Origin of the sequence: Bradyrhizobium sp. BLXBL-01 (assembly GCF_051853025.1) — a bacterium.
Taxonomy (GTDB): domain Bacteria; phylum Pseudomonadota; class Alphaproteobacteria; order Rhizobiales; family Xanthobacteraceae; genus Bradyrhizobium.
In genome coordinates this window covers 6613281-6632575 of the sequence record NZ_CP182471.1, presented here as the reverse complement: position 1 = coordinate 6632575, position 19295 = coordinate 6613281, and the positions used below count along the sequence as shown (strand labels likewise).

The 19295-nt window shown below is 65.7% G+C and carries 16 protein-coding genes and 1 pseudogene; 12 read left to right on the top strand and 5 right to left on the bottom strand.

The window, feature by feature from the left end:
- Positions 1 to 217 precede the first annotated feature (217 nt).
- Positions 218 to 655 carry a hypothetical protein gene (locus ACNJYA_RS30820; protein ID WP_439364257.1) on the top strand — a complete coding sequence of 146 codons (438 nt, stop codon included), beginning with the start codon at positions 218 to 220 and terminating at the stop codon, positions 653 to 655.
- Between the two features lie 123 nt (positions 656 to 778).
- Here the strand turns inward: ACNJYA_RS30820 and ACNJYA_RS30815 are convergent, their stop codons facing one another.
- On the bottom strand, positions 779 to 1759 hold the full coding sequence (locus tag ACNJYA_RS30815; protein ID WP_439364256.1) for an ABC transporter substrate-binding protein: 981 nt from the start codon (positions 1757 to 1759) through the stop codon (positions 779 to 781).
- Between the two features lie 475 nt (positions 1760 to 2234).
- Between ACNJYA_RS30815 and ACNJYA_RS30810 the strand changes: the two genes are divergently transcribed.
- From ACNJYA_RS30810 to ACNJYA_RS30760, 11 genes and pseudogenes are all read left to right on the top strand, one after another.
- On the top strand, positions 2235 to 3335 hold the full coding sequence (locus ACNJYA_RS30810; protein WP_439364255.1) for an ABC transporter substrate-binding protein: 1101 nt from the start codon (positions 2235 to 2237) through the stop codon (positions 3333 to 3335).
- On the top strand, positions 3313 to 4335 hold the full coding sequence (locus ACNJYA_RS30805; RefSeq protein WP_439364254.1) for an ABC transporter permease: 1023 nt from the start codon (positions 3313 to 3315) through the stop codon (positions 4333 to 4335). The genes ACNJYA_RS30810 and ACNJYA_RS30805 overlap by 23 nt, the downstream gene beginning before the upstream one ends.
- Positions 4329 to 4550: pseudogene (locus tag ACNJYA_RS30800) on the top strand (ATP-binding cassette domain-containing protein); the annotation flags it as partial. The gene ACNJYA_RS30805 and the pseudogene ACNJYA_RS30800, both read left to right, overlap by 7 nt.
- Positions 4447 to 5424, top strand: a complete 978-nt coding sequence (locus ACNJYA_RS30795) for an ABC transporter permease (RefSeq protein ID WP_439401233.1) — start codon at positions 4447 to 4449, stop codon at positions 5422 to 5424. The pseudogene ACNJYA_RS30800 and the gene ACNJYA_RS30795, both read left to right, overlap by 104 nt.
- Positions 5418 to 6215 carry an ABC transporter ATP-binding protein gene (locus ACNJYA_RS30790; protein WP_212258323.1) on the top strand — a complete coding sequence of 266 codons (798 nt, stop codon included), beginning with the start codon at positions 5418 to 5420 and terminating at the stop codon, positions 6213 to 6215. The genes ACNJYA_RS30795 and ACNJYA_RS30790 overlap by 7 nt, the downstream gene beginning before the upstream one ends.
- Complete coding sequence (locus ACNJYA_RS30785; RefSeq protein ID WP_439401232.1) at positions 6209 to 7381, top strand: acyl-CoA dehydrogenase family protein; 1173 nt, start codon at positions 6209 to 6211, stop codon at positions 7379 to 7381. Before ACNJYA_RS30790 ends, ACNJYA_RS30785 begins: the two co-directional genes overlap by 7 nt.
- A gap of 21 nt (positions 7382 to 7402) precedes the next feature.
- Positions 7403 to 8503, top strand: a complete 1101-nt coding sequence (locus ACNJYA_RS30780) for an LLM class flavin-dependent oxidoreductase (protein WP_212258315.1) — start codon at positions 7403 to 7405, stop codon at positions 8501 to 8503.
- Positions 8500 to 9438 (top strand): ABC transporter substrate-binding protein, encoded by a 939-nt coding sequence (locus ACNJYA_RS30775; protein WP_212258313.1) that lies wholly within the window; start codon positions 8500 to 8502, stop codon positions 9436 to 9438. The genes ACNJYA_RS30780 and ACNJYA_RS30775 overlap by 4 nt, the downstream gene beginning before the upstream one ends.
- A 374-nt stretch (positions 9439 to 9812) precedes the next feature.
- On the top strand, positions 9813 to 10658 hold the full coding sequence (locus tag ACNJYA_RS30770; protein ID WP_212258312.1) for a CmcJ/NvfI family oxidoreductase: 846 nt from the start codon (positions 9813 to 9815) through the stop codon (positions 10656 to 10658).
- Positions 10659 to 10759: 101 nt separating this feature from the next.
- Positions 10760 to 11074: a septal ring lytic transglycosylase RlpA family protein gene (locus ACNJYA_RS30765; protein WP_212258310.1), complete on the top strand. Its 315-nt coding sequence runs from the start codon at positions 10760 to 10762 to the stop codon at positions 11072 to 11074.
- 44 nt (positions 11075 to 11118) lie between these two features.
- On the top strand, positions 11119 to 12288 hold the full coding sequence (locus ACNJYA_RS30760; protein ID WP_212258309.1) for a Gfo/Idh/MocA family protein: 1170 nt from the start codon (positions 11119 to 11121) through the stop codon (positions 12286 to 12288).
- Between the two features lie 191 nt (positions 12289 to 12479).
- Here the strand turns inward: ACNJYA_RS30760 and ACNJYA_RS30755 are convergent, their stop codons facing one another.
- The 4 genes from ACNJYA_RS30755 to ACNJYA_RS30740 form a co-directional block, all read right to left on the bottom strand.
- Positions 12480 to 13790: an ABC transporter substrate-binding protein gene (locus tag ACNJYA_RS30755; protein ID WP_212258307.1), complete on the bottom strand. Its 1311-nt coding sequence runs from the start codon at positions 13788 to 13790 to the stop codon at positions 12480 to 12482.
- Positions 13791 to 13954: 164 nt separating this feature from the next.
- Entirely contained in the window at positions 13955 to 16465 is a 2511-nt protein-coding gene (gene uvrA / locus ACNJYA_RS30750; protein ID WP_212258305.1) for an excinuclease ABC subunit UvrA, read from the bottom strand.
- 148 nt (positions 16466 to 16613) lie between these two features.
- Positions 16614 to 17798, bottom strand: a complete 1185-nt coding sequence (locus tag ACNJYA_RS30745) for a calcium-binding protein (RefSeq protein WP_439364253.1) — start codon at positions 17796 to 17798, stop codon at positions 16614 to 16616.
- Positions 17799 to 18017: 219 nt separating this feature from the next.
- Positions 18018 to 19250 (bottom strand): SMP-30/gluconolactonase/LRE family protein, encoded by a 1233-nt coding sequence (locus tag ACNJYA_RS30740; protein WP_439364252.1) that lies wholly within the window; start codon positions 19248 to 19250, stop codon positions 18018 to 18020.
- Positions 19251 to 19295 lie beyond the last annotated feature (45 nt).

Below are 19295 nucleotides of genomic sequence, written 5' to 3'. Positions count from 1 at the left end.
AATGCTTTGCCGGGTGATCGGGCCACCGGCACCGTCGTGCAGGTGTCACAGGCGACGAAGTGGCCCGGCACCGGGTTGATCAGAACGGAGGCAAGCGTCTTGTGCGGTGCACGCAAACTCCAGGCTTTGAAATTCTAAGCTTTGACTTGGCGCAAGGATGCCCGATCATGGCGCTGCGATCCTTTTCCAAGCGAAAGGACAGACAGGGAGTAAGACGATGAGGATCTGGAAGACGGCAATTGCCTGTTCGCTGGGCGGCGCGATCATGGCGGCCCAGATCGGGCAGGCCAATGCGGCCCCGATGCCGACCAACGTCGCGGCGATGAAGGCTGCGACCGGCGACAACGTCGCGCAGGTGCATTGGCGTGGCGGCGGATGGGGCTGGGGTCTCGGCGGTCTCGCGGCCGGCGCGATCATCGGCAGCGCCATCGCCGCGGGGTCTCCTTACGGCTATTACGGCGGCGGCCCCTATTACGGCGGCTACGGCTATGGATATCCGGGCTACGGCTATGGTTATGCCCCCGCTTATTACGGCGGGTACGGCTACGCCCCGGTCTATCCGCGATATTATCGGCCCTATCGTCCGTACTACAGCTATGGCTACTACCGGCCGTACCGCGCCTATCACCGTCACTATTACCGCAGATATTGGTGAGACCGCACGGCTAGAACGAGAGCCACACGATCAGGCTCATGCATGCGGCATGCATGAGCACGATCGCGGCGAGATGCAACGGGCCGGGCCTGAGGCGAAGCCGGTGCATCCCGCCGCCTCCGCCTAGTTCGATCCCGCGGCCGCAGCCGTGAAGCTGCGGTCGACGGCTTTGCTGACGTCGAGCTTCTTCGGCAGGATGCCGTAACGCGTCGAGCGGTCCGAGGCTTCCTGCACCTCCTTGATCACATTCTCGTCGATCACGATCGGGCTGGTGCGCTGTGCGGTGTAGGCCGACAGCAGCACGTCCTCCGGCAGTTTTGTTAGTTCGGCCGTGTTCTTCGCGTAGTCACCGAGATGGTCGAGTGACCATAGCCGCGCCTTGTTCAGCCGCTGCACCAGGTCCTGCACCGCGGCGCGCTTGGTGGCGATGGCGTTGTCGGAGGCGACGATGAAGGTGATGGTCGGCGTCAGCCTTTCGCCGTCGGCGATGACGCGGGCCTTGTCCTTCAACCTCGCGAACGAGACGTAGGGCTCCCACACCGCCCAGGCGTCGATCGAGCCGGCGAGCAGCGCGATCTTGGCATCGACCGGGCCGAGCGGCGCGAAGGTCGCGTCCTCCAGCTTGATCTCTGCCTTCTCCAGCGTTGCGTCGATCAGGAACTGGCCCCAGCCGCCGCGTGTGCCGGCGAGGCGCTTGCCCTTGAGGTCGGCCGCCGATCTGATCGGCGAGTCCTGGCGCACCAGAATGGCCTGGGTCTTCGCATCCGAGCGCGTGCCGCCGATCGCCTTGATCGGCGCGCCGGCGGCATAGACCGAGAGGAACGAGAGATCGCCGGTGTAGCCGACGTCGAGCGCGCCGGCATTGAGCGCTTCGAGGATCGGCGCGGCCGCCGGGAATTCCGACCACTCGATCTTGTAGGGCAGGTCCTTCGCATAGCCGGAGATTTCGAGCAGCGAGCGATTGCCGCCTTTCTGGTCGCCGACGCGCAGCACGACGGTGTCGGCGGCGAGCGATGCGGCAGCTGACGATAGCATGATGGCAGCGGCGAGCAGCGATGTGGCGAGCCGGCGCGTGATGGAATGGTCGTGAGAGTTGATGCTCATTGGATCCGTCTTGTTGCGTCGCTCACGATGCGTGAGCGGACGATGCAGCGACACGCTCAAGTCTATGAGCGCGCGGTACGCCGTCAATGAAATGGCCAACCGTATTGTGCGTGCTTCAGGCAATGACGTTTCAGCGGAGCGTTGCTTTCGAGAATGCGCAGCGTGCGCGGCCGAAGCTGCACAGGGCTGCGGCAGCCGATGGGGTCGCGGTTTACCTTGCGTGCCGATGCATCCGCGAAAATCCTTTCATCGCTCCCGCATCCGCGGGTGGAGAGAATGACCTTCCTTCGCGCAACATTCGAAAATCCATTTCATTGACGATGCAGCGAACGCGCCGCATGATTTGCGCATCGCATCAACGCGGCGCGGGAAGCGCCGACGGAACAATTTTCTCTCAACGCAGCTCCGCACGGAACATGCGCAACGCGACCCGTTGCGCACACGGCGGAGCCGTGCCAGCAGGAGCCAGGGGCAGATGACCAACGACAACGAGCGCAGCGGATCGACACTCGACCGGCGCCACCTGCTTCAGGCCGGGCTTGCGGCGGCTTTCGCAGCGCCGCTCGGCGCGCTGGGCGCGCAGGCCTTCGCACCGCGGGCCATCGTGCCCGGTGTCGACTTCTCCGAGTTTCCGCTGTGCCGCACGGCCTCCGACGCGCCCGCGCTCACCGGCGCGCCGCGCAAGCTGAAGCTGTCGTGGAATGCCGGTGCCGTCTGCCTCGCGCCGGTGCCTGTCGCAATCGAGCACGGCTTCTTCCAGAAGCACAATCTCGACGTCGAGCTCGTCAACTATTCCGGTTCGACCGACCAGCTGCTCGAGGCCATCGCGACGGGCAAGAGCGATGCCGGTCTCGGCATGGCGCTGCGCTGGCTGAAGCCGCTGGAGCAGGGCTTTGACGTCAAGATCGCCGCCGGCACCCATGGCGGCTGCATGCGCGTGCTGTCGCGCACGGATTCCGGCGTCTCGAAGCTTGCCGACCTCAAGGGCAAGATCGTCGCGGTCGGCGATCTCGCCGGTCCCGACAAGAATTTCTTCTCGATCCAGCTGGCCAAGCTCGGCATCGATCCGGTCAAGGACGTCGATTGGCGCGCCTATCCCGGCAACCTGCTCAATGTCGCGGTGGAGAAGGGCGAGGTGCAGGCGTTTCTATCGTCCGACCCGCTGGCCTATCTCTGGCTCAAGGACACGCAGTACAAGGAGGTCGCCTCCAATCTCGACGGCGAGTACCGCGAGAAGAGCTGCTGCATCCTCGGCCTGCGCGGCTCGCTCGTGCGCGAGGAGCCTCAAGTCGCGCGCGCCATCACCCAGGCGCTGCTCGATGCGGCGATGTTCACCGCGCAGAATGCGACGGTCGCGGCGAAATCGTTCCAGCCCTATGCGCCCAAGGCGGCGACGCTGGCCGATATCGAGGGCATGGTGCGCTACCACACCCACCATCATCATCCCGTCGGCGACATCCTGAAGCGCGAGCTCAAGGCCTATGCCGACGATCTCAAGAGCGTGCAGGTGTTCAAGCAGAGCACCGACACCGCCAAATTCGCGGAGCGCATCTATGTCGACGTATTCGCTGTCTGACGGACTCGCCTCCGGCGCGCCGCGCACCTCGCGCGCGCCGCTGCTGGCGAGCTGGATCCGGGAATCCGGCACTGGCGCGCTCGCCAGCATCGCCTGGATCGCCTTCGGGCTGTCCTGCCTGTGGTGGCAGGACGTCGGCGACTGGTCGCGCACGCATTCGCTCGGCATTGCGGCCTTCATCATCGCGGCGATCGCGCTGTTCGGCACCATCGGGGCCGACTATCTGGGAGCGGCGGGACAGGCGCTGCACAAGCGCGCGCCGTGGCTGGTCGCGCTCGGAGTGTTCCTGACGGTCTGGGAGGTCGCGACCGCAAAATTCGCCTGGCTGCCACTGCCGTTCTTCCCGCCGCCGCAGGCGATCATCGAGGTCTATACCGACGATCTGCCGAAGCTGCTCGACAGCGTGTTCGCATCCGTGAAGCTGCAGCTCGGCGGCTATCTGATCGGCGCGACGATCGGCTTTTTGACCGGCGTCTCGATCGGCTGGTCGCGCGCGGTCGGCTATTGGGTGCATCCGGTGCTGCGCTTCATCGGCCCGCTGCCGGCGACCGCCTGGCTGCCGATTGCCTTCTTCACCTTCCCGTCGAGCTGGAGCGCCTCGACCTTCCTGATCGCGCTGGCGACGGGGTTTCCCGTGACGGTGCTGACCTGGTCCGGCGTCGCGAGCGTCAGCAACGCCTATTACGACGTCGCGCGCACGCTGGGGGCAAAGCCGTCGTTCCTGGTGCTGAAGGTCGCGATCCCGGCGGCGCTGCCGCACGTCTTCGTCGGCCTGTTCATGGGTCTCGGCGCGTCCTTCGCCGTGCTCGTCGTTGCCGAGATGATCGGAGTCAAGGCCGGGCTCGGCTGGTACCTGCAATGGGCGCAGGGCTGGGCCGCCTACGCCAACATGTACGCGGCGCTGATCGTGATGTCGCTGCTCTGCTCCGGCGCGATCACGCTGCTGTTTGCGATCCGCGATCGTCTCCTGGTCTGGCAGAGGGGGACCGTCAAATGGTAGCCACAGCTCTTGCCGAAGCGGTTACGCATCCAGCCGCCGGCGCCGCGCTCGACATCGAGCAGGTCAGCCACGCCTTCGACATCGACGGGACCGAGCTGCCGGTGCTGAGCGATGTTTCAATTTCGGTCGAGCCCGGCGAGTTCGTCGCGCTGCTCGGCCCGTCCGGCTGCGGCAAGTCGACCCTGCTGCGGCTGGTCGCCGGGCTCGACAAGCCGAAGGCAGGAAGGCTGCGGGAGGACGAGGCGCGCATCAGGAGCCCGCATCCGTATCATCGCGGCGATCGCGCTGTTCGGCACCATCGGGGCCGACTATCTGGGAGCGGCGGGACAGGCGCTGCACAAGCGCGCGCCGTGGCTGGTCGCGCTCGGAGTGTTCCTGACGGTCTGGGAGGTCGCGACCGCAAAATTCGCCTGGCTGCCACTGCCGTTCTTCCCGCCGCCGCAGGCGATCATCGAGGTCTATACCGACGATCTGCCGAAGCTGCTCGACAGCGTGTTCGCATCCGTGAAGCTGCAGCTCGGCGGCTATCTGATCGGCGCGACGATCGGCTTTTTGACCGGCGTCTCGATCGGCTGGTCGCGCGCGGTCGGCTATTGGGTGCATCCGGTGCTGCGCTTCATCGGCCCGCTGCCGGCGACCGCCTGGCTGCCGATTGCCTTCTTCACCTTCCCGTCGAGCTGGAGCGCCTCGACCTTCCTGATCGCGCTGGCGACGGGGTTTCCCGTGACGGTGCTGACCTGGTCCGGCGTCGCGAGCGTCAGCAACGCCTATTACGACGTCGCGCGCACGCTGGGGGCAAAGCCGTCGTTCCTGGTGCTGAAGGTCGCGATCCCGGCGGCGCTGCCGCACGTCTTCGTCGGCCTGTTCATGGGTCTCGGCGCGTCCTTCGCCGTGCTCGTCGTTGCCGAGATGATCGGAGTCAAGGCCGGGCTCGGCTGGTACCTGCAATGGGCGCAGGGCTGGGCCGCCTACGCCAACATGTACGCGGCGCTGATCGTGATGTCGCTGCTCTGCTCCGGCGCGATCACGCTGCTGTTTGCGATCCGCGATCGTCTCCTGGTCTGGCAGAGGGGGACCGTCAAATGGTAGCCACAGCTCTTGCCGAAGCGGTTACGCATCCAGCCGCCGGCGCCGCGCTCGACATCGAGCAGGTCAGCCACGCCTTCGACATCGACGGGACCGAGCTGCCGGTGCTGAGCGATGTTTCAATTTCGGTCGAGCCCGGCGAGTTCGTCGCGCTGCTCGGCCCGTCCGGCTGCGGCAAGTCGACCCTGCTGCGGCTGGTCGCCGGGCTCGACAAGCCGAAGGCAGGAAGGCTGCGGGAGGACGAGGCGCGCATCAGGAGCCCGCATCCGTCGCGCGTCGTCGTGTTCCAGGATCCGACCCTGTTTCCCTGGCGGTCGGTCTGGGACAACGTCGCCCTGGGCCTCGAGGCCCAGGGCATTTTGAGGAGCCAGCGCCAGCGCGTCGATGACGCGCTCGACCTCGTCGGGCTTTCGTCGTTCCGCAACGCCTATCCGCACCAGCTCTCCGGCGGCATGGCGCAGCGCGTCGCGCTGGCACGGGCGCTGGTCAACGATCCCAAGATCCTGATCCTGGACGAGCCGCTGGGAAAACTGGACTCGCTGACCCGCATCACCATGCAGGCCGAGCTCGTCTCACTCTGGCAGCGCAAGGGGTTTACCACGCTGCTGGTGACGCATGATGCCGAGGAGGCGCTGGTGCTCGCCAACCGCGTCATCGTGTTCAGCGAGCGTCCCGCGCGGGTGAAGGCCGATATCCGCGTCGATCGTCCGTATCCGCGCCATCGCGGCGATCCGTATCTGGCTGACCTGCGCCGCCAGATCCTTGGCTTGTTGGGGCTGGACGCCACATGGTGACCTCCATAGCCAAGGGCCGCAGGGCTCACAGCGAGCCCGACTACATCGCCGGCGCAGCGACGCTTGCCACAAGCTTTGCCGCGCGCGCGGCCGAGCACGACCGCATCGGCAGCTTTCCCTTCGAGAATTTTCGCGAGCTGTCGGAGGCGGGCTTGCTGTCGCTGACCGTGCCGGCGGTCCATGGCGGCGCCGGTGCCGGCGCGCGGTATGCCGCGCGCGTGCTCGGCATCCTCGGCAAGGCCGATCCGTCGACCGCGCTGGTCCTGTCGATGCATTACATCAATCATCTCGTGATGGCGCGCAGCCCGAATTGGCCGGCGCGGCTGTCGCGCAAGCTCGCGCGCGAGAGCGTCGAGGGCCTTGCACTCATCAACGCGCTGCGCGTGGAGCCGGAGCTCGGTTCGCCCGCACGTGGCGGCCTGCCGGCGACGATCGCGCGGCGCACCGAAACTGGCTGGCGCCTTTCCGGCCACAAGATCTATTCGACGGGATCGCCGATCCTGAAATGGTACCTGGTCTGGGCGCGCACCGACGAGGCCGAGCCGCGGGTCGGCCAGTTCCTGGTGCCCGCCGGCCTGCCGGGCACGCGCATCGTCGAGACCTGGGATCATCACGGCCTGCGCGCCAGCGGCAGCCATGATGTCATCTTCGACGACGTCGTGATCCCGCTCGATGGCGAGGTCGATGTGCGCAAGCCGGCGGACTGGCGCACGCTCGACGTCACGCAAGCGACCGTCCACACCGTCTTCGTCGCCGCGATCTATGACGGCGTTGCGCGTGCCGCGCGCGACTGGCTGATCACGTTTCTGAAGCAGCGCGTGCCCGCCAGCCTCGGCGCGCCGCTGGCGACTTTGCCGCGCGCTCAGGAGATCCTCGGCGCGATTGAGGCGCGGCTTGCGGTCAACGCGCGGCTGATCGACACGTTCGCCCGCGACTTCGATGACGGCGTCGAGCTCGCCGCGAGCGAGTCCAACGTCATCAAGCTCACCGTGACCAACAATGCCGTTGCCGTGGTCGAGGATGCGCTGTCGCTCACCGGCAATCACGGCCTGTCCCGCGCCAATCCGCTGGAGCGGCATTATCGCGACGTGCTGTGCGGCCGTGTGCACACGCCGCAGGACGATTCCACGCGCATCGACCTCGGCCGCCTCGCACTGGGCCTCTAGGACCTCAACAGGGAGACGATCATGTCGATCGAGTTCATCGGCTTCATCAGCAACAACAATTCGTCGGAAACCGTCGTTCGCGAAGGGCCGGTCCTCAATCCCACCCACATCGAGACGGTGGCGAATGCGCATGAGAATGCCGGCTTCGATCGGGCGCTGCTGGCATTCCATTCGACCTCGCCCGACGCGCTCCAGGTGGCGCAGCACGTCCTGAACACGACGTCCCGGCTCAACGTGCTGATCGCGCAGCGGCCCGGCTTCACCGCGCCAACATTGCTGGCGCGGCAGTTCGCGGTGCTCGATCAGTTTTCCCGCGGCCGTGTTGCCCTCCACGTCATCACTGGCGGCAACGCGACCGAGCTGCGGCAGGACGGCAACACGCTCGACGACAAGGACGAGCGCTATGCCCGCACCTCCGAATTCCTCGACGTGCTCAAGCTGGAATGGACCAGCGACAAGCCGTTCACCTACAGGGGCAAATATTACCAGGTCGAGAACGCGTTCTCGCAGGTGAAGCCCTATCGTCCCGAAGGCATCCGCGTCTATTTCGGCGGCGCCTCGGATGCGGCGATCGACGTCGCCGGCAAGCACGCCGATACCTTTGCGCTGTGGGGCGAATCCTACGCGCAGGTGCGCGACGTGACCTCGCGCGTCCATAACGCGGCGGTGCGGCAGGGGCGGCCGACGCCGCGCTTCAGCCTGTCGGTGCGGCCGATCATTGCGCCGACCGAGAAGCAGGCCTGGGAGAAAGCCGAGGAGATTCTGGCGCGGGCCACTGCGCTGCAGGACAAGACCGGCTATCGCAAGCCCGCCGACGGCCATGCCACGGCCGGCGCCCGGCGACTGCTCGCGCTCGCCGACCAGGGCAGCCGGATCGACAAGCGGCTCTGGACCGAGATCGCAAAGCTCACCGGCGCCAACAGCAACACCACGGCGCTGGTCGGTACGCCCGAGCAGGTCGCGGAGGTCTTCGGCGATTATTACGATCTCGGCATCAGCCATTTCCTGATCCGCGGCTTCGATCCGCTGATCGATGCCATCGACTACGGCCGCGAGCTGATCCCGCTGACGCGCGAGCTGGTTGCCAAGCGCCAGGCCATTCGCGGCGAGGCCGCGGAATGATCCGCCTCATGTTGGCCGGCGCGCTGCTGTTCGCTTCGCTTGAAGTTGCAGCCGCGCAAACCACCTTGCGCGTCGGGGACCAGAAGGGCAATGCGCAGGCCGTGATGGAAGCGGCCGGCGTGCTCAAGGACGTCCCATACAAGATCGAGTGGAAAGAGTTTCCCGCGGCCGCGCCACTCCTGGAAGCGCTCAGCGCCGGCGCGATCGAGACCGGCCTCGTTGGCGATGCGCCCTTCACCTTTGCCGCCGCCTCCGGCGCGCCGGTGAAGGCGATCGCCGCCATCAGGCAGACGCGCGAGGGGCTTGCGATCCTCGTGCCCGAGACTTCGCCGATCAAGAGTTTTGCCGATTTGCGCGGCAAGAAGATCGCGACGGGCCGCGGCTCGATCGGTCATCAGCTGATCCTCGCCGCGCTCGAGAAGAATGGCTGGGCTGCGAGCGACGTGCAGATCGCATTCCTGGCGCCGTCGGACGCCAAGATCGCCTACACGCAAGGCTCTGTCGATGCGTGGTCGACCTGGGAGCCTTATGTGAGCCAGGAGGAGGTGCTGTTCAGGTCGCGCCGCATCATCACGTCGGAAGGGCTTACGCCAGGGCTGAGCTTCCAGGTGGCGCGGCCCGAGGCCATCCGCGACAAGCGCGCGGAGCTGACCGACTTCATCCGCCGCCTCACCGCGGCGCGGGCGTGGTCGCTGAACAACATCGACAGCTACGCCGCGACCTGGGGCAGGCTGATGAACATCCCGACCGCCGTGCCGCAGAACTGGCTGTCGCGCGCAAAGATCCGCATCGCGCCGATCGACGACGGCGTGATCGCGGACGAGCAGAGCACGATCGACCTGTATTTCCGCTGGGGACTGATCAAGCAGAAGCTCGATGCCGCGGGGATCGTCGATCGCTCGTTCACGGACGCGATTGCGAAGGCGGGGTTGTAGCCCTTTTTCTCGGTGGCAACGCCGCTTCTTCCCCTCTCCCCTTGTGGGAGAGGGTGGCTCGCCGCGTAGCGGCGAGACGGGTGAGGGGTCTCCCTCCGCGTGCTCACCTCTCACAGTCGAGTTCACGGGTAGATACCCCTCATCCGGCGCTTCGCGCCACCTTCTCCCACAAGGGGAGAAGGAGAAACGCTCTCACGAGCACCTCAAGGACTCGTGAGGAGAGGCGATGGTTTCCAGCGCAATCGCCTTCTTCGAAATATTCCTTCTGCATTCTCTCCGCCCGACAACACTCTCATTGCTATTTGCACCGCCTCCCTTGCGCCACGTCGCGCCCCGTCAAAAATCAATCCGACGACCACATCGGGAGACCGGCCATGGGCCTGCAAGAAACAAAAATCGAATCGCTTCCCTTCGTCACTGCCGAACTCAACTATCTCGCACCAATCGACGGCAAGCCGCGCACCTACGCCTTCGATCCGCCGCCGGGTGAGCCGAAAAGCACCTCGCTGCCGGAGCCGCACCAGGTCCCGATCTTCGATGCGCGGCTGATCGCGCAGAATTTCTCGCTGGACCGCGAGGGCTTTGCGCTGGTGCGTCACCCGACGCAGGTGAAGGATTTTTACAACGACGACGAAATCCGCAGCGTTTACTATCCAGCGGTCGAAGCGTTCCTGCGCGCGACGCTGAAGGCCGACCGCGTCTTCATCTTCGACCACACCGTGCGCAAGCGTGTCGAAGGCGCGCCTGATATCCGTGACGGCGGGCCGCGCCAGCCGGCCACGCGCGTCCATGTCGACCAGACCGCAATCTCCGGTGCCAACCGCGTGCGCGAGCATCTGCCCGACGAGGCCGAGGAGCTGCTGAAAGGCCGCGTGCAGGTGATCAATCTGTGGCGGCCGATCCGCGGCCCCTTGCGCGATTCACCGCTCGCCATGGCCGACGGCACGACGGTGGCGCCGGAAGACCTCGTCGCTTCCGACCTGATCTATCCCAACCGCCGCGGCGAGACCTATTCGGTGAAATACAATCCGAACCACCGCTGGTTCTATTTCCCTGAGATGACGCCGGACGAGGCGCTGCTGCTGAAGTGCTACGATTCCGCAACCGACGGCCGCACCCGCTTCGGGCCGCACACCGCGTTCCTCGATCCGACCACGCCGGCCGATGCGGCGCCCCGCGAAAGCATCGAGGTCCGCACGCTGGTGTTCCACCGGCAGTAACAAAGTGTGATGGCATTGCCGGGCATCGCCCGGCAATGCTCCTGGAACTTTGAGGAACAAAGCGACGTTTGCAGGGCCGGGCAGGGAACCGGGAGGGTGCCGTGCAAGCGCAGACGACGCTATTGGTAGCTCTGGCCAGCTTTTTGCTTTTTGCCTTTTCTGTTGCCCACGCTGAAAGCGGGCTTGCTTCTTACTACGGATACGCAAAAGCCGGCAAAGTCGGCGAGCTGACCTGCGCCCACCGCACGCGCCCGTTCGGCACCGTGCTCAGGGTGTCCTACAGCGGACGCACGATCCAGTGCCGCGTCAATGATCGTGGCCCGTTCATCCGCGGCCGCATCGTCGATCTCTCGGTGCCCGCCGCCCGCGCGCTCGGCATGATGAGCGCCGGCGTGGTGCGCGTCTCGGTGGATTAGGCCTCCAGGCGCGCTATAGTGCCGCCCATTGCAAAGGGGGCGCTATGGACAGGATCAGGGTGGGACTCGTCGGCTGCGGCTTCGTGTCGGAGCTGCACATGTATGCGTTCCGGCGCGTCTATGGCGTTGACGTCGAGGTCGCGGCGGTCGCTGCCCGCGGCGACAGGGTTGTCGCGTTCGCCCGCCATCACAATATCCCGCGTGTTTACCGCAGCTTCGCCGAGCTGATCGCAGACCGCGATCTCGATGTCGTCGACATCTGCACCCCGCCCAATCTTCATGCCGAGATGATCGTCGCCGCCATGCAGGCCGGCAAGCATGTCATCTGCGAAAAGCCGTTCGCCGGCTATTTCGGCCGCGAAGGCGATCAGCAGCCGATCGGCAAGCACGTGCCGAAGGCGCTGATGTATGAGCGCGTGATCGAGGAGATGGACAGGACGCGAGCCGCGATCGAGCGCACGGACAAGCTCTTCATGTATGCCGAGGACTGGATCTACGCGCCGGCCGTGACCAAGACCGTCGAGATCATCAAGGCGACCAAGGACAAGATCCTGTTCATGAAGGGCGAGGAGAGCCATTCCGGCTCGCACGCCGCGCATGCTGCGCAATGGGCGATGACGGGCGGCGGCTCGCTGATCCGCATGGGCTGCCATCCGCTCTCGGCCGTGCTGTATCTGAAGCAGGTCGAAGCCAAGGCGCGCGGCGAGCGCATCCGCGTCGCCAGTGTCACCGGCGATGTCGGCAACGTCACCGCCGGCTTGAAGCCGGAGGAACGCAGCTACATCAAGGCCAATCCCGTCGACGTCGAGGATTGGGGTACGCTCACCGCAACCTTCTCCGACGGCACCAAGGCCACCGTGTTCTCCGGCGACATGATCATGGGCGGCGTGCGCAATCTGATCGAGACCTATACGAGCGGCGGCTCCCTGTTCGCCAACATCACGCCGAACAATCATCTGATGAGCTACCAGACCAGCGAGGAGAAGCTCGCGAGCGTCTACATCACCGAGAAGGTCGACCGCAAAACCGGCTGGCAATATGTCTGCCTCGAGGAGGAATGGACGCGCGGCTATTTGCAGGAGATCCAGGACTTCATGGAGTGCGCCGCGACCGGACGCCAGCCGCTGTCGGATCTCGCGCTGGCCTATGAGACGATCAAGGTGAACTACGCCGGGTATTGGGCGGCGGAGGAGGGGAGACGGGTGGTGTTGTAAATCACACGCACGCCGCGAACCCTTCTCCCCTTGTGGGAGAAGGTGGCGCGAAGCGCCGGATGAGGGGTTGCTTCAGCGAATGCGAAAGCGAGAGGGTTCACGCGCGGAGACAACCCCTCACCCGTCTCGCCGCTACGCGGCGAGCCACCCTCTCCCGCAAGGGGAGAGGGTGTACCCCGCCCGTGCCTCCCTCACGCCCCGTAGGTCGAGCCCTTCGGCAGCGGGAAGACCGGGTCCTGCGTACGAATGTTCGTCGGCCACACCACGGAAATGTGCTCGCCGGCGTTCTGCATCACGACTGGCGTCGAGCGTTCGTTCTGGCCGGAGAGCGGCGTGCCCGGCGGGAAGAATTTCACGCCATAGCCCTGGATCGTGCCGCCGGCGGGGATGTCGACGTCGAGCGCCGCTTTCCGGATCGCCTCGGGCTCGAAGCTGCCGTACTTCTCCTTGGCGACCGGCAGCACGTGGTTGAGCAGCACCCAGGTCTGGTTGAAGCCCATCGAGCAGTGCGGCGGTACGTCGGTGGCGCCGGTCTTGGCCTGGTAGCGACTGACCATGGTCTTGATCAGATCGCCCATTCCGGGCGCGAGCTTGGCGGGATCGAGCAGCTGCGCCGGCACCGGGTCGATGTTGCAGAAATTGTCGATGTCGGCGCCGAAAGTGGCACGCAGCTTGTCGAGCTGGCTGTAGCCGGCGCCGGCTCCGAACAGCATCTTGAAGCGCAATCCGCTCTCACGCGCCTGGCGCAGGAACAGGGTGATGTCGGGGTTGTAGCCCGCATGCGAGATCACGTCGGCCTTGGCACGCTTGATCTTCGTCACCAGCACCGACAGGTCGGGCGCGGAGGCCGAATAGCCCTCGCGCAGCACGACCTGGATGCCGGCCTCCTTGGCGTAAGTCTCGTCGGCAGAAGCAACGCCGACGCCATAGGGGCCGTCCTCGTGGATCAACGCGACCTTGACCTCCTTCGGGTCCATGCCGAGCTTGGCTTTGGCATGCTCGGTGAGGAAGCTTGCAAAGGCTTGGCCGTATTGATCCGAATGGATCTGCGCGCGAAACACGTATTGCAGGTTCTTGTCCTTGAACACGGCGGTCGAGACCGCTGTCGTGATCCAGAGGATCTTCTTCTGCTGCTCGACCTTGGCCGCGAGCGGCACCGCATGCGAGCTCGCATAGACGCCGTTGAGGATGTCGATCTTCTCCTGGCTGATCAGGCGTTCGGCCTCGTTGATCGCAACGTCGGGCTTGCTCTGCGAATCCGCGGCGACCGGAGCAACCTTGTATTTGCCGCCGACACCGCCCTTCTCGTTGACGAGATCGATGGCGATCTGCGCCCCGATCGACGAGGCGACCGAGCCGCCGGCGGCGAAGGGGCCGGTGAGGTCGTAGACCAGGCCGATACGTAAATTCTCGGCTTGTGCCTGGGCGCGTGTCCAATCGAGGCTGAGTGCGGCGGCGGCAGCCGCCGAGGTCTTCAGCAGCTGCCTGCGTGAAGTCGGCATCCTATCCTCCCTCAAAACCGTCGTTCGATCTTGTTGTTGTCGCGAAGTATGGGGAGCGGGACGGAGGAAAGTCAACATCGCGAAAGTCGAGGTCCGCCGCTCGCGGCATAGAACGCAATTGCGAGATGACCGCGAGGCGACCGTGCCGACGATCGCTGCGCGCGCTATTGCGCCAGGCGCCGCGCCAGATAAGGCGCGGTCTTTCCGCCGGCCTTGGCGACCTGCTCGGGCGTCCCCGATGCGACGACACGGCCGCCTTCGTCACCGGCGCCAGGCCCAAGATCGATGATCCAGTCGCTGTGCGCCACGACGTCCATGTCATGCTCGACCACGATCACGCTGTTGCCGCCGTCCACGATGCGTTCGAGCTGCGCGATCAGGCGCTCGACGTCGCGCGGGTGAAGGCCGGTGGTCGGCTCGTCCAGGACATAGAGCGTGTGGCCGCGTTGCGGACGCATCAGCTCGGTCGCGAGCTTGATGCGTTGGGCTTCGCCGCCCGACAGCTCGGTCGCGGACTGGCCGAGGCGGATATAGCCGAGCCCGACCTCGCGCACGACCGACAGCGACCGGTTCAGTGCGGAATCGCGCTCGAAGAACTCGAAGGCCTCGTCGACGCGCATCGCCAGCACGTCCGCGATGGATTTGCCGCTGATCTTCACCTCCAGCGTCTTGTCGTTGTAGCGCGCACCCTTGCAGGTCGGGCAGGGCGCGTAGACGCTGGGCAGGAACAACAACTCGACGCAGACGAAGCCCTCGCCCTCGCAGGTCGCACAGCGGCCCTTGGCGACGTTGAAGGAGAAGCGGCCGGCGTCGTAGCGGCGCGACTTTGCCTGCGGCGTCGCCGCGAACAGTTTTCGCACGTGATCGAACAGGCCGGTATAGGTCGCAAGGTTGGAGCGCGGCGTGCGGCCGATCGGCTTCTGGTCGACGACGACGAGGCGGTTGACGTGGTCGAGGCCGGCTACGATCTTGCCGCCCAGCGTCTCGACGGTCGGCGCCAAGCTGTCGTCGTCGGTGTCGGTGGCAAGCGAATGGCCGAGATGCGCGGCCACGGTATCGACGAGGAATTGGCTGATCAGGCTGGATTTGCCGGAGCCCGACACACCGGTGATGCTGGCGATGATTCCGAGCGGAATGTCGACGTCGAGGCCGCGCAGATTGTTGCGGGTCACGCCCCTGAGCTTCAGATGTCCTTCCGGCTCGCGGCGGACCGTCGGCAGCTTCTTGCGGGGATGCGCGAGATAATGCGCGGTCCGCGATTGCGCGATCGCGCCGAGCCCCGCCGGGGGCCCGCTGTAGAGAATGAGCCCGCCGCCGTCGCCGGCGTCCGGGCCGACATCCACCAGCCAGTCCGCGTGCCTGATCACTTCTATCTCATGCTCGACCACGAAGATGGAGTTGCCGGCACCTTTCAGCCGGTCCAGTGCGCGCCGCAGCGCCTCAGTGTCGGCGGGATGCAGGCCGGCCGACGGCTCGTCGAGCACATAGACGACGCCGAACAGGTTGGAGCGGACTTGGGTCGCCAGACGCAGCCGCTGCAATTCGCCCGGTGACAGCGTCGGCGTGCTGCGTTCGCAGGCGAGATAGCCGAGGCCGAGATCGAGCAGGACGGCGAGGCGCGCCGACAGATCCTCGCAGATGCGCCTGGCAACAACGGTCTTCTCCGATTTGTCCGACGAAGCTCTCGCAAATGGCTTGATCACCTCGTGCAACTGCTTGAGCGGCAGGTGCGACATCTCGGCGATGTTGAATCCTGCGAACCTCACCTTGAGCGCCTCGGGCTTCAGCCTTGTGCCGTGGCAGGTCGGGCAGTCCCGCGTGATCATGAATTGCGCGACGCGGCGCTTCATCATCGCGCTCTCGGACTTGGCGTAGGTCTGCATCACGTAGCGCTTGGCGCCGGTGAAGGTGCCCTGATAGCTCGGTTCCTCCTTGCGGCGTAGCGCCCGCTTGACCTCGGCGGCATCGTAGCCGGCATAGACAGGAACGGTCGGCTGCTCCTCGGTGAACAGGATCCAGTCGCGGTCCTTCTTGGGCAATTCGCGCCAGGGCTTGTCCACGTCGTAGCCCAGCGTCGTCAGGATGTCCCGGAGGTTCTGGCCCTGCCAGGCACTCGGCCAGGCCGCGACAGCGCGCTCGCGGATCGTCTTGGTGTCGTCGGGTACCATGGACTTCTCGGTGACGTCGAGCATCCGGCCGATGCCGTGGCAGGTCGGGCAGGCGCCCTCCGGCGTGTTGGGCGAGAACGCCTCCGCATAGAGCATCGCTTGGCCGCGCGGATAGTCGCCGGCGCGGGAATAGAGCATCCGGAGCAGGTTCGAGATGGTGCTGACGCTGCCGACCGAGGACCGCGTCGTCGGCGCCCCGCGCTGCTGCTGCAGCGCCACCGCCGGCGGCAGGCCTTCGATGTCGTCGACCTCGGGGATCTGCATCTGGTGGAACAGGCGCCGCGCATAGGGCGACACCGATTCCAGGTAGCGCCGCTGCGCCTCGGCATAGATCGTGCCGAAGGCGAGCGAGGATTTCCCGGAGCCCGACACGCCCGTGAACACGACGAGGACGTTGCGCGGAATGCGGACGTCGACATTCCTAAGGTTGTGCTCGCGCGCACCCCGGACCCGGACGAACCCGTCATCCTGCGTCAGGCTCTTGGTCTGCTTTGGTCGATCGTCCATCTCGCGCCTCTCACCCAAACAAGGGTAACGGCAAGATCGCAGGATAGGTCCTCCCATGCCAGCGTGGCGCTAGCGGTCTGGACGAAGAGAAAGGCCCGCCGCGAGGATCGCGGCGGGAGCGATGCGAGGCCGGCGGTCTCACCGCGCGTCAGATGATGAAATCCGTGGCCTTGAGATCGGCGGCGTGGATTCCGGTCAGCGTGATCGTGTCATCGCTCGTCAGGTGAATCACGGCGTTGCCGGAGCCGTCGTTGCCGATCAGGCCCTTCAACGCGCTCCATCCTGCCAAGCCGTAATCTTGCAGGTCGATGACGTCGTGCTCCGCTGCGGTGCTGCCCGCAGCCGCGTTGCCCTGATCGAAATCGTTGATCACGTCCTCGCCCGAAACCGTGTTGAAGACGAACAGGTCGTTGTTCGGTCCGCCCCAGATCTGATCGTTGCCGCCCCCGCCGTTGAGGACGTCCCGGCCGCCTGCGATCGAGCCGCCCACGGCGGGGGCGTAGGTGCGCGCATCGCCATAGAGCCAATCGCCGCGATGGCTCCCGTAGAGGATGTCGTTGCCACCCTGTGCGTTGCCGGACATCTGCGAGGCATCGCCGACCAGCGCGATGGAGATCGAATCGGGATTGCCGTCGACGGTTGCGATCAGGACGTCGTCTCCGCCGCGGGTATTGTCGCTCATGTAACCGCCATCGCCGAGAAGCGATGCGCCGCCGGACCGCGCGTCGACAGCGGCCGTATAGATCAGCGTGTCATTACCGCCGCGCGCATTGCCGATCATGGATATCAAGGCATCACCGGACATCGACACGTTGCCAGAGAGGCCGGCCTGGACCACGCTGATGACGTCGTTGCCGCCTTGGGCGTTGTCGCTCATGAGCGATCCGGAATCGCCGCTGAACGCACCATACGATCGGTCGCCCATCTCTGCCGTGATGAGGTCATTGCCGCCCTTGGCTTCACCGGTCATGGCGATTTCGGCGTCCCCCGAGAGGTAGACGTTCGCAAAGGTCGCGCGCGCGGCCTCGACATGCAGCACGTCGTTGCCGCCGTGGGCCTGGCCGGACATGATCTGCGCGTCCCCGTCAAGGTATGTATAGGTCAGGCGGCCCTGGACGGTCGCGACGAGAAGGTCGTTGCCGCCATGCGATCGGCCCTCCAGCATCGCCTCGTCACCGACGAACAGCAGGCTGCTGGGCCCGTCATCGACCGTTGCGATCATGATGTCGTTGCCGCCGTGGCCGTCGATTGGTAGCCCGGGGTCTCCGAACTCGATCACGAGTTCCTGGCTTCCAACGCTGACGATGATCGTGTCGTTTGGCATGCGGCGCATTGCGCAACTCCCACTTCATGCCCGAGGCCGGCTGGAGATAGCGTCATGCTTTCACGCCGCGCCACGGTTCTGCTGCGCGACCTATCTTCGTTGCTATGATGGCGGAGATTTGCTCGACGGTCGGAAAGCGACGGTCGGCGTGTCGCGGTATCGTCACAAAACGCAAAGACTCCGCGCCGGCGCTTCACGCCGGCGCGCTCGCTCGTGGAGGGGTGCCGCTCAGCCCGGCCCGGCGCCTTGCGTCGCCGTGTACACGGCGTAGAGCGATTGGCTCGCGGCCATGAACAGGCGGTTGCGCTTGGGGCCACCGAAGCAGACGTTACCGCACACTTCCGGCAGGCGGATGCGGCCAAGCAGCTTGCCCTCCGGCGACCACACCGTGACGCCGCTATAACCCACGGCGCGTCCGGCATTGCTGGAGGCCCAGAGATTGCCGTTGACGTCGCAGCGCAGACCGTCCGGTCCGCATTTCACGCCGTCGATCACGCAATCGCTGAACTTCTTCAGGTTCGACAACTTGTTGTCGCTGCCGACGTCGAACACGAAGATCTCACCCTTGCCGCCGGCGCCGGTGTCGCCCGGCCCCTTGCCGGTCGAGGCGATGTAGAGCTTCTTGTAGTCGGGCGAGAAGCAGAGTCCGTTCGGGTCGGGCACCTGGTCCTCGGTGACGACGAGGTCGATGCGGCCGGAGGGATCGATGCGGTAGCAATTGGTCGGCAGCTCGCGCTTGCCCGGCACGAAGCCGGCCGGCTGACCGATCCGCGGATTGAGCTTGCCGCCCGTATTGCTCGGACCACCGGCGACGTCGGGCTCGCCTTCGTAGAGCTGGCCGCCGTAGGGCGGATCGGTGAACCAATAGCTGCCGTCGGGATGTGCGGCGATGTCGTTCGGCGAGTTCAGCTTCTTGCCCTGGTAGGAGTCGGCGAGCACGGTGGCGGTGCCGTCGTGCTCGTAGCGCGTCACCCGCCGCGTCAGGTGTTCGCAAGAGAGCTGGCGGCCCTGGAAGTCGAAGGAGTTGCCGTTGGAGTTGTTGGAGGGCGTGCGGAACACGGTGACGCGGCCGTCATCCTCGATCCAGCGCATTTGCCGGTTGTTGGGAATGTCGCTCCACAGCAGATAGCGGCCCTGCGCACTCCACGCCGGGCCTTCGGCCCACAACAGGCCCGTATAGAGACGCTTGATCGCGGTGTTGGGTTGGGCAAGATCGTTGAAGGACGGATCGACCGCGATGATGTCAGGGTCCCAGAAATAGGTCGTCGGCGCACCGTTGGGTCCGAAATCGCGCGGCGGCGTCGTGATCGTCGTCGGCGGTGCGGCAGGCCCGGTCTGGGCCAGCGCGGGGCCCGCCAGCGTGGCCGCGGCGCCGAGCGCCAGTCCCCCGACAAGCGTTCGTCGTGAAAGCGCAGCATTCTGCGCACGCTGCTCCTGCTCAGGAGCCTCCTGGCGTGTCATCGTATCCTCCCGGTTATGTTCGGCCGGCCGGTTGATCCGGCCAAG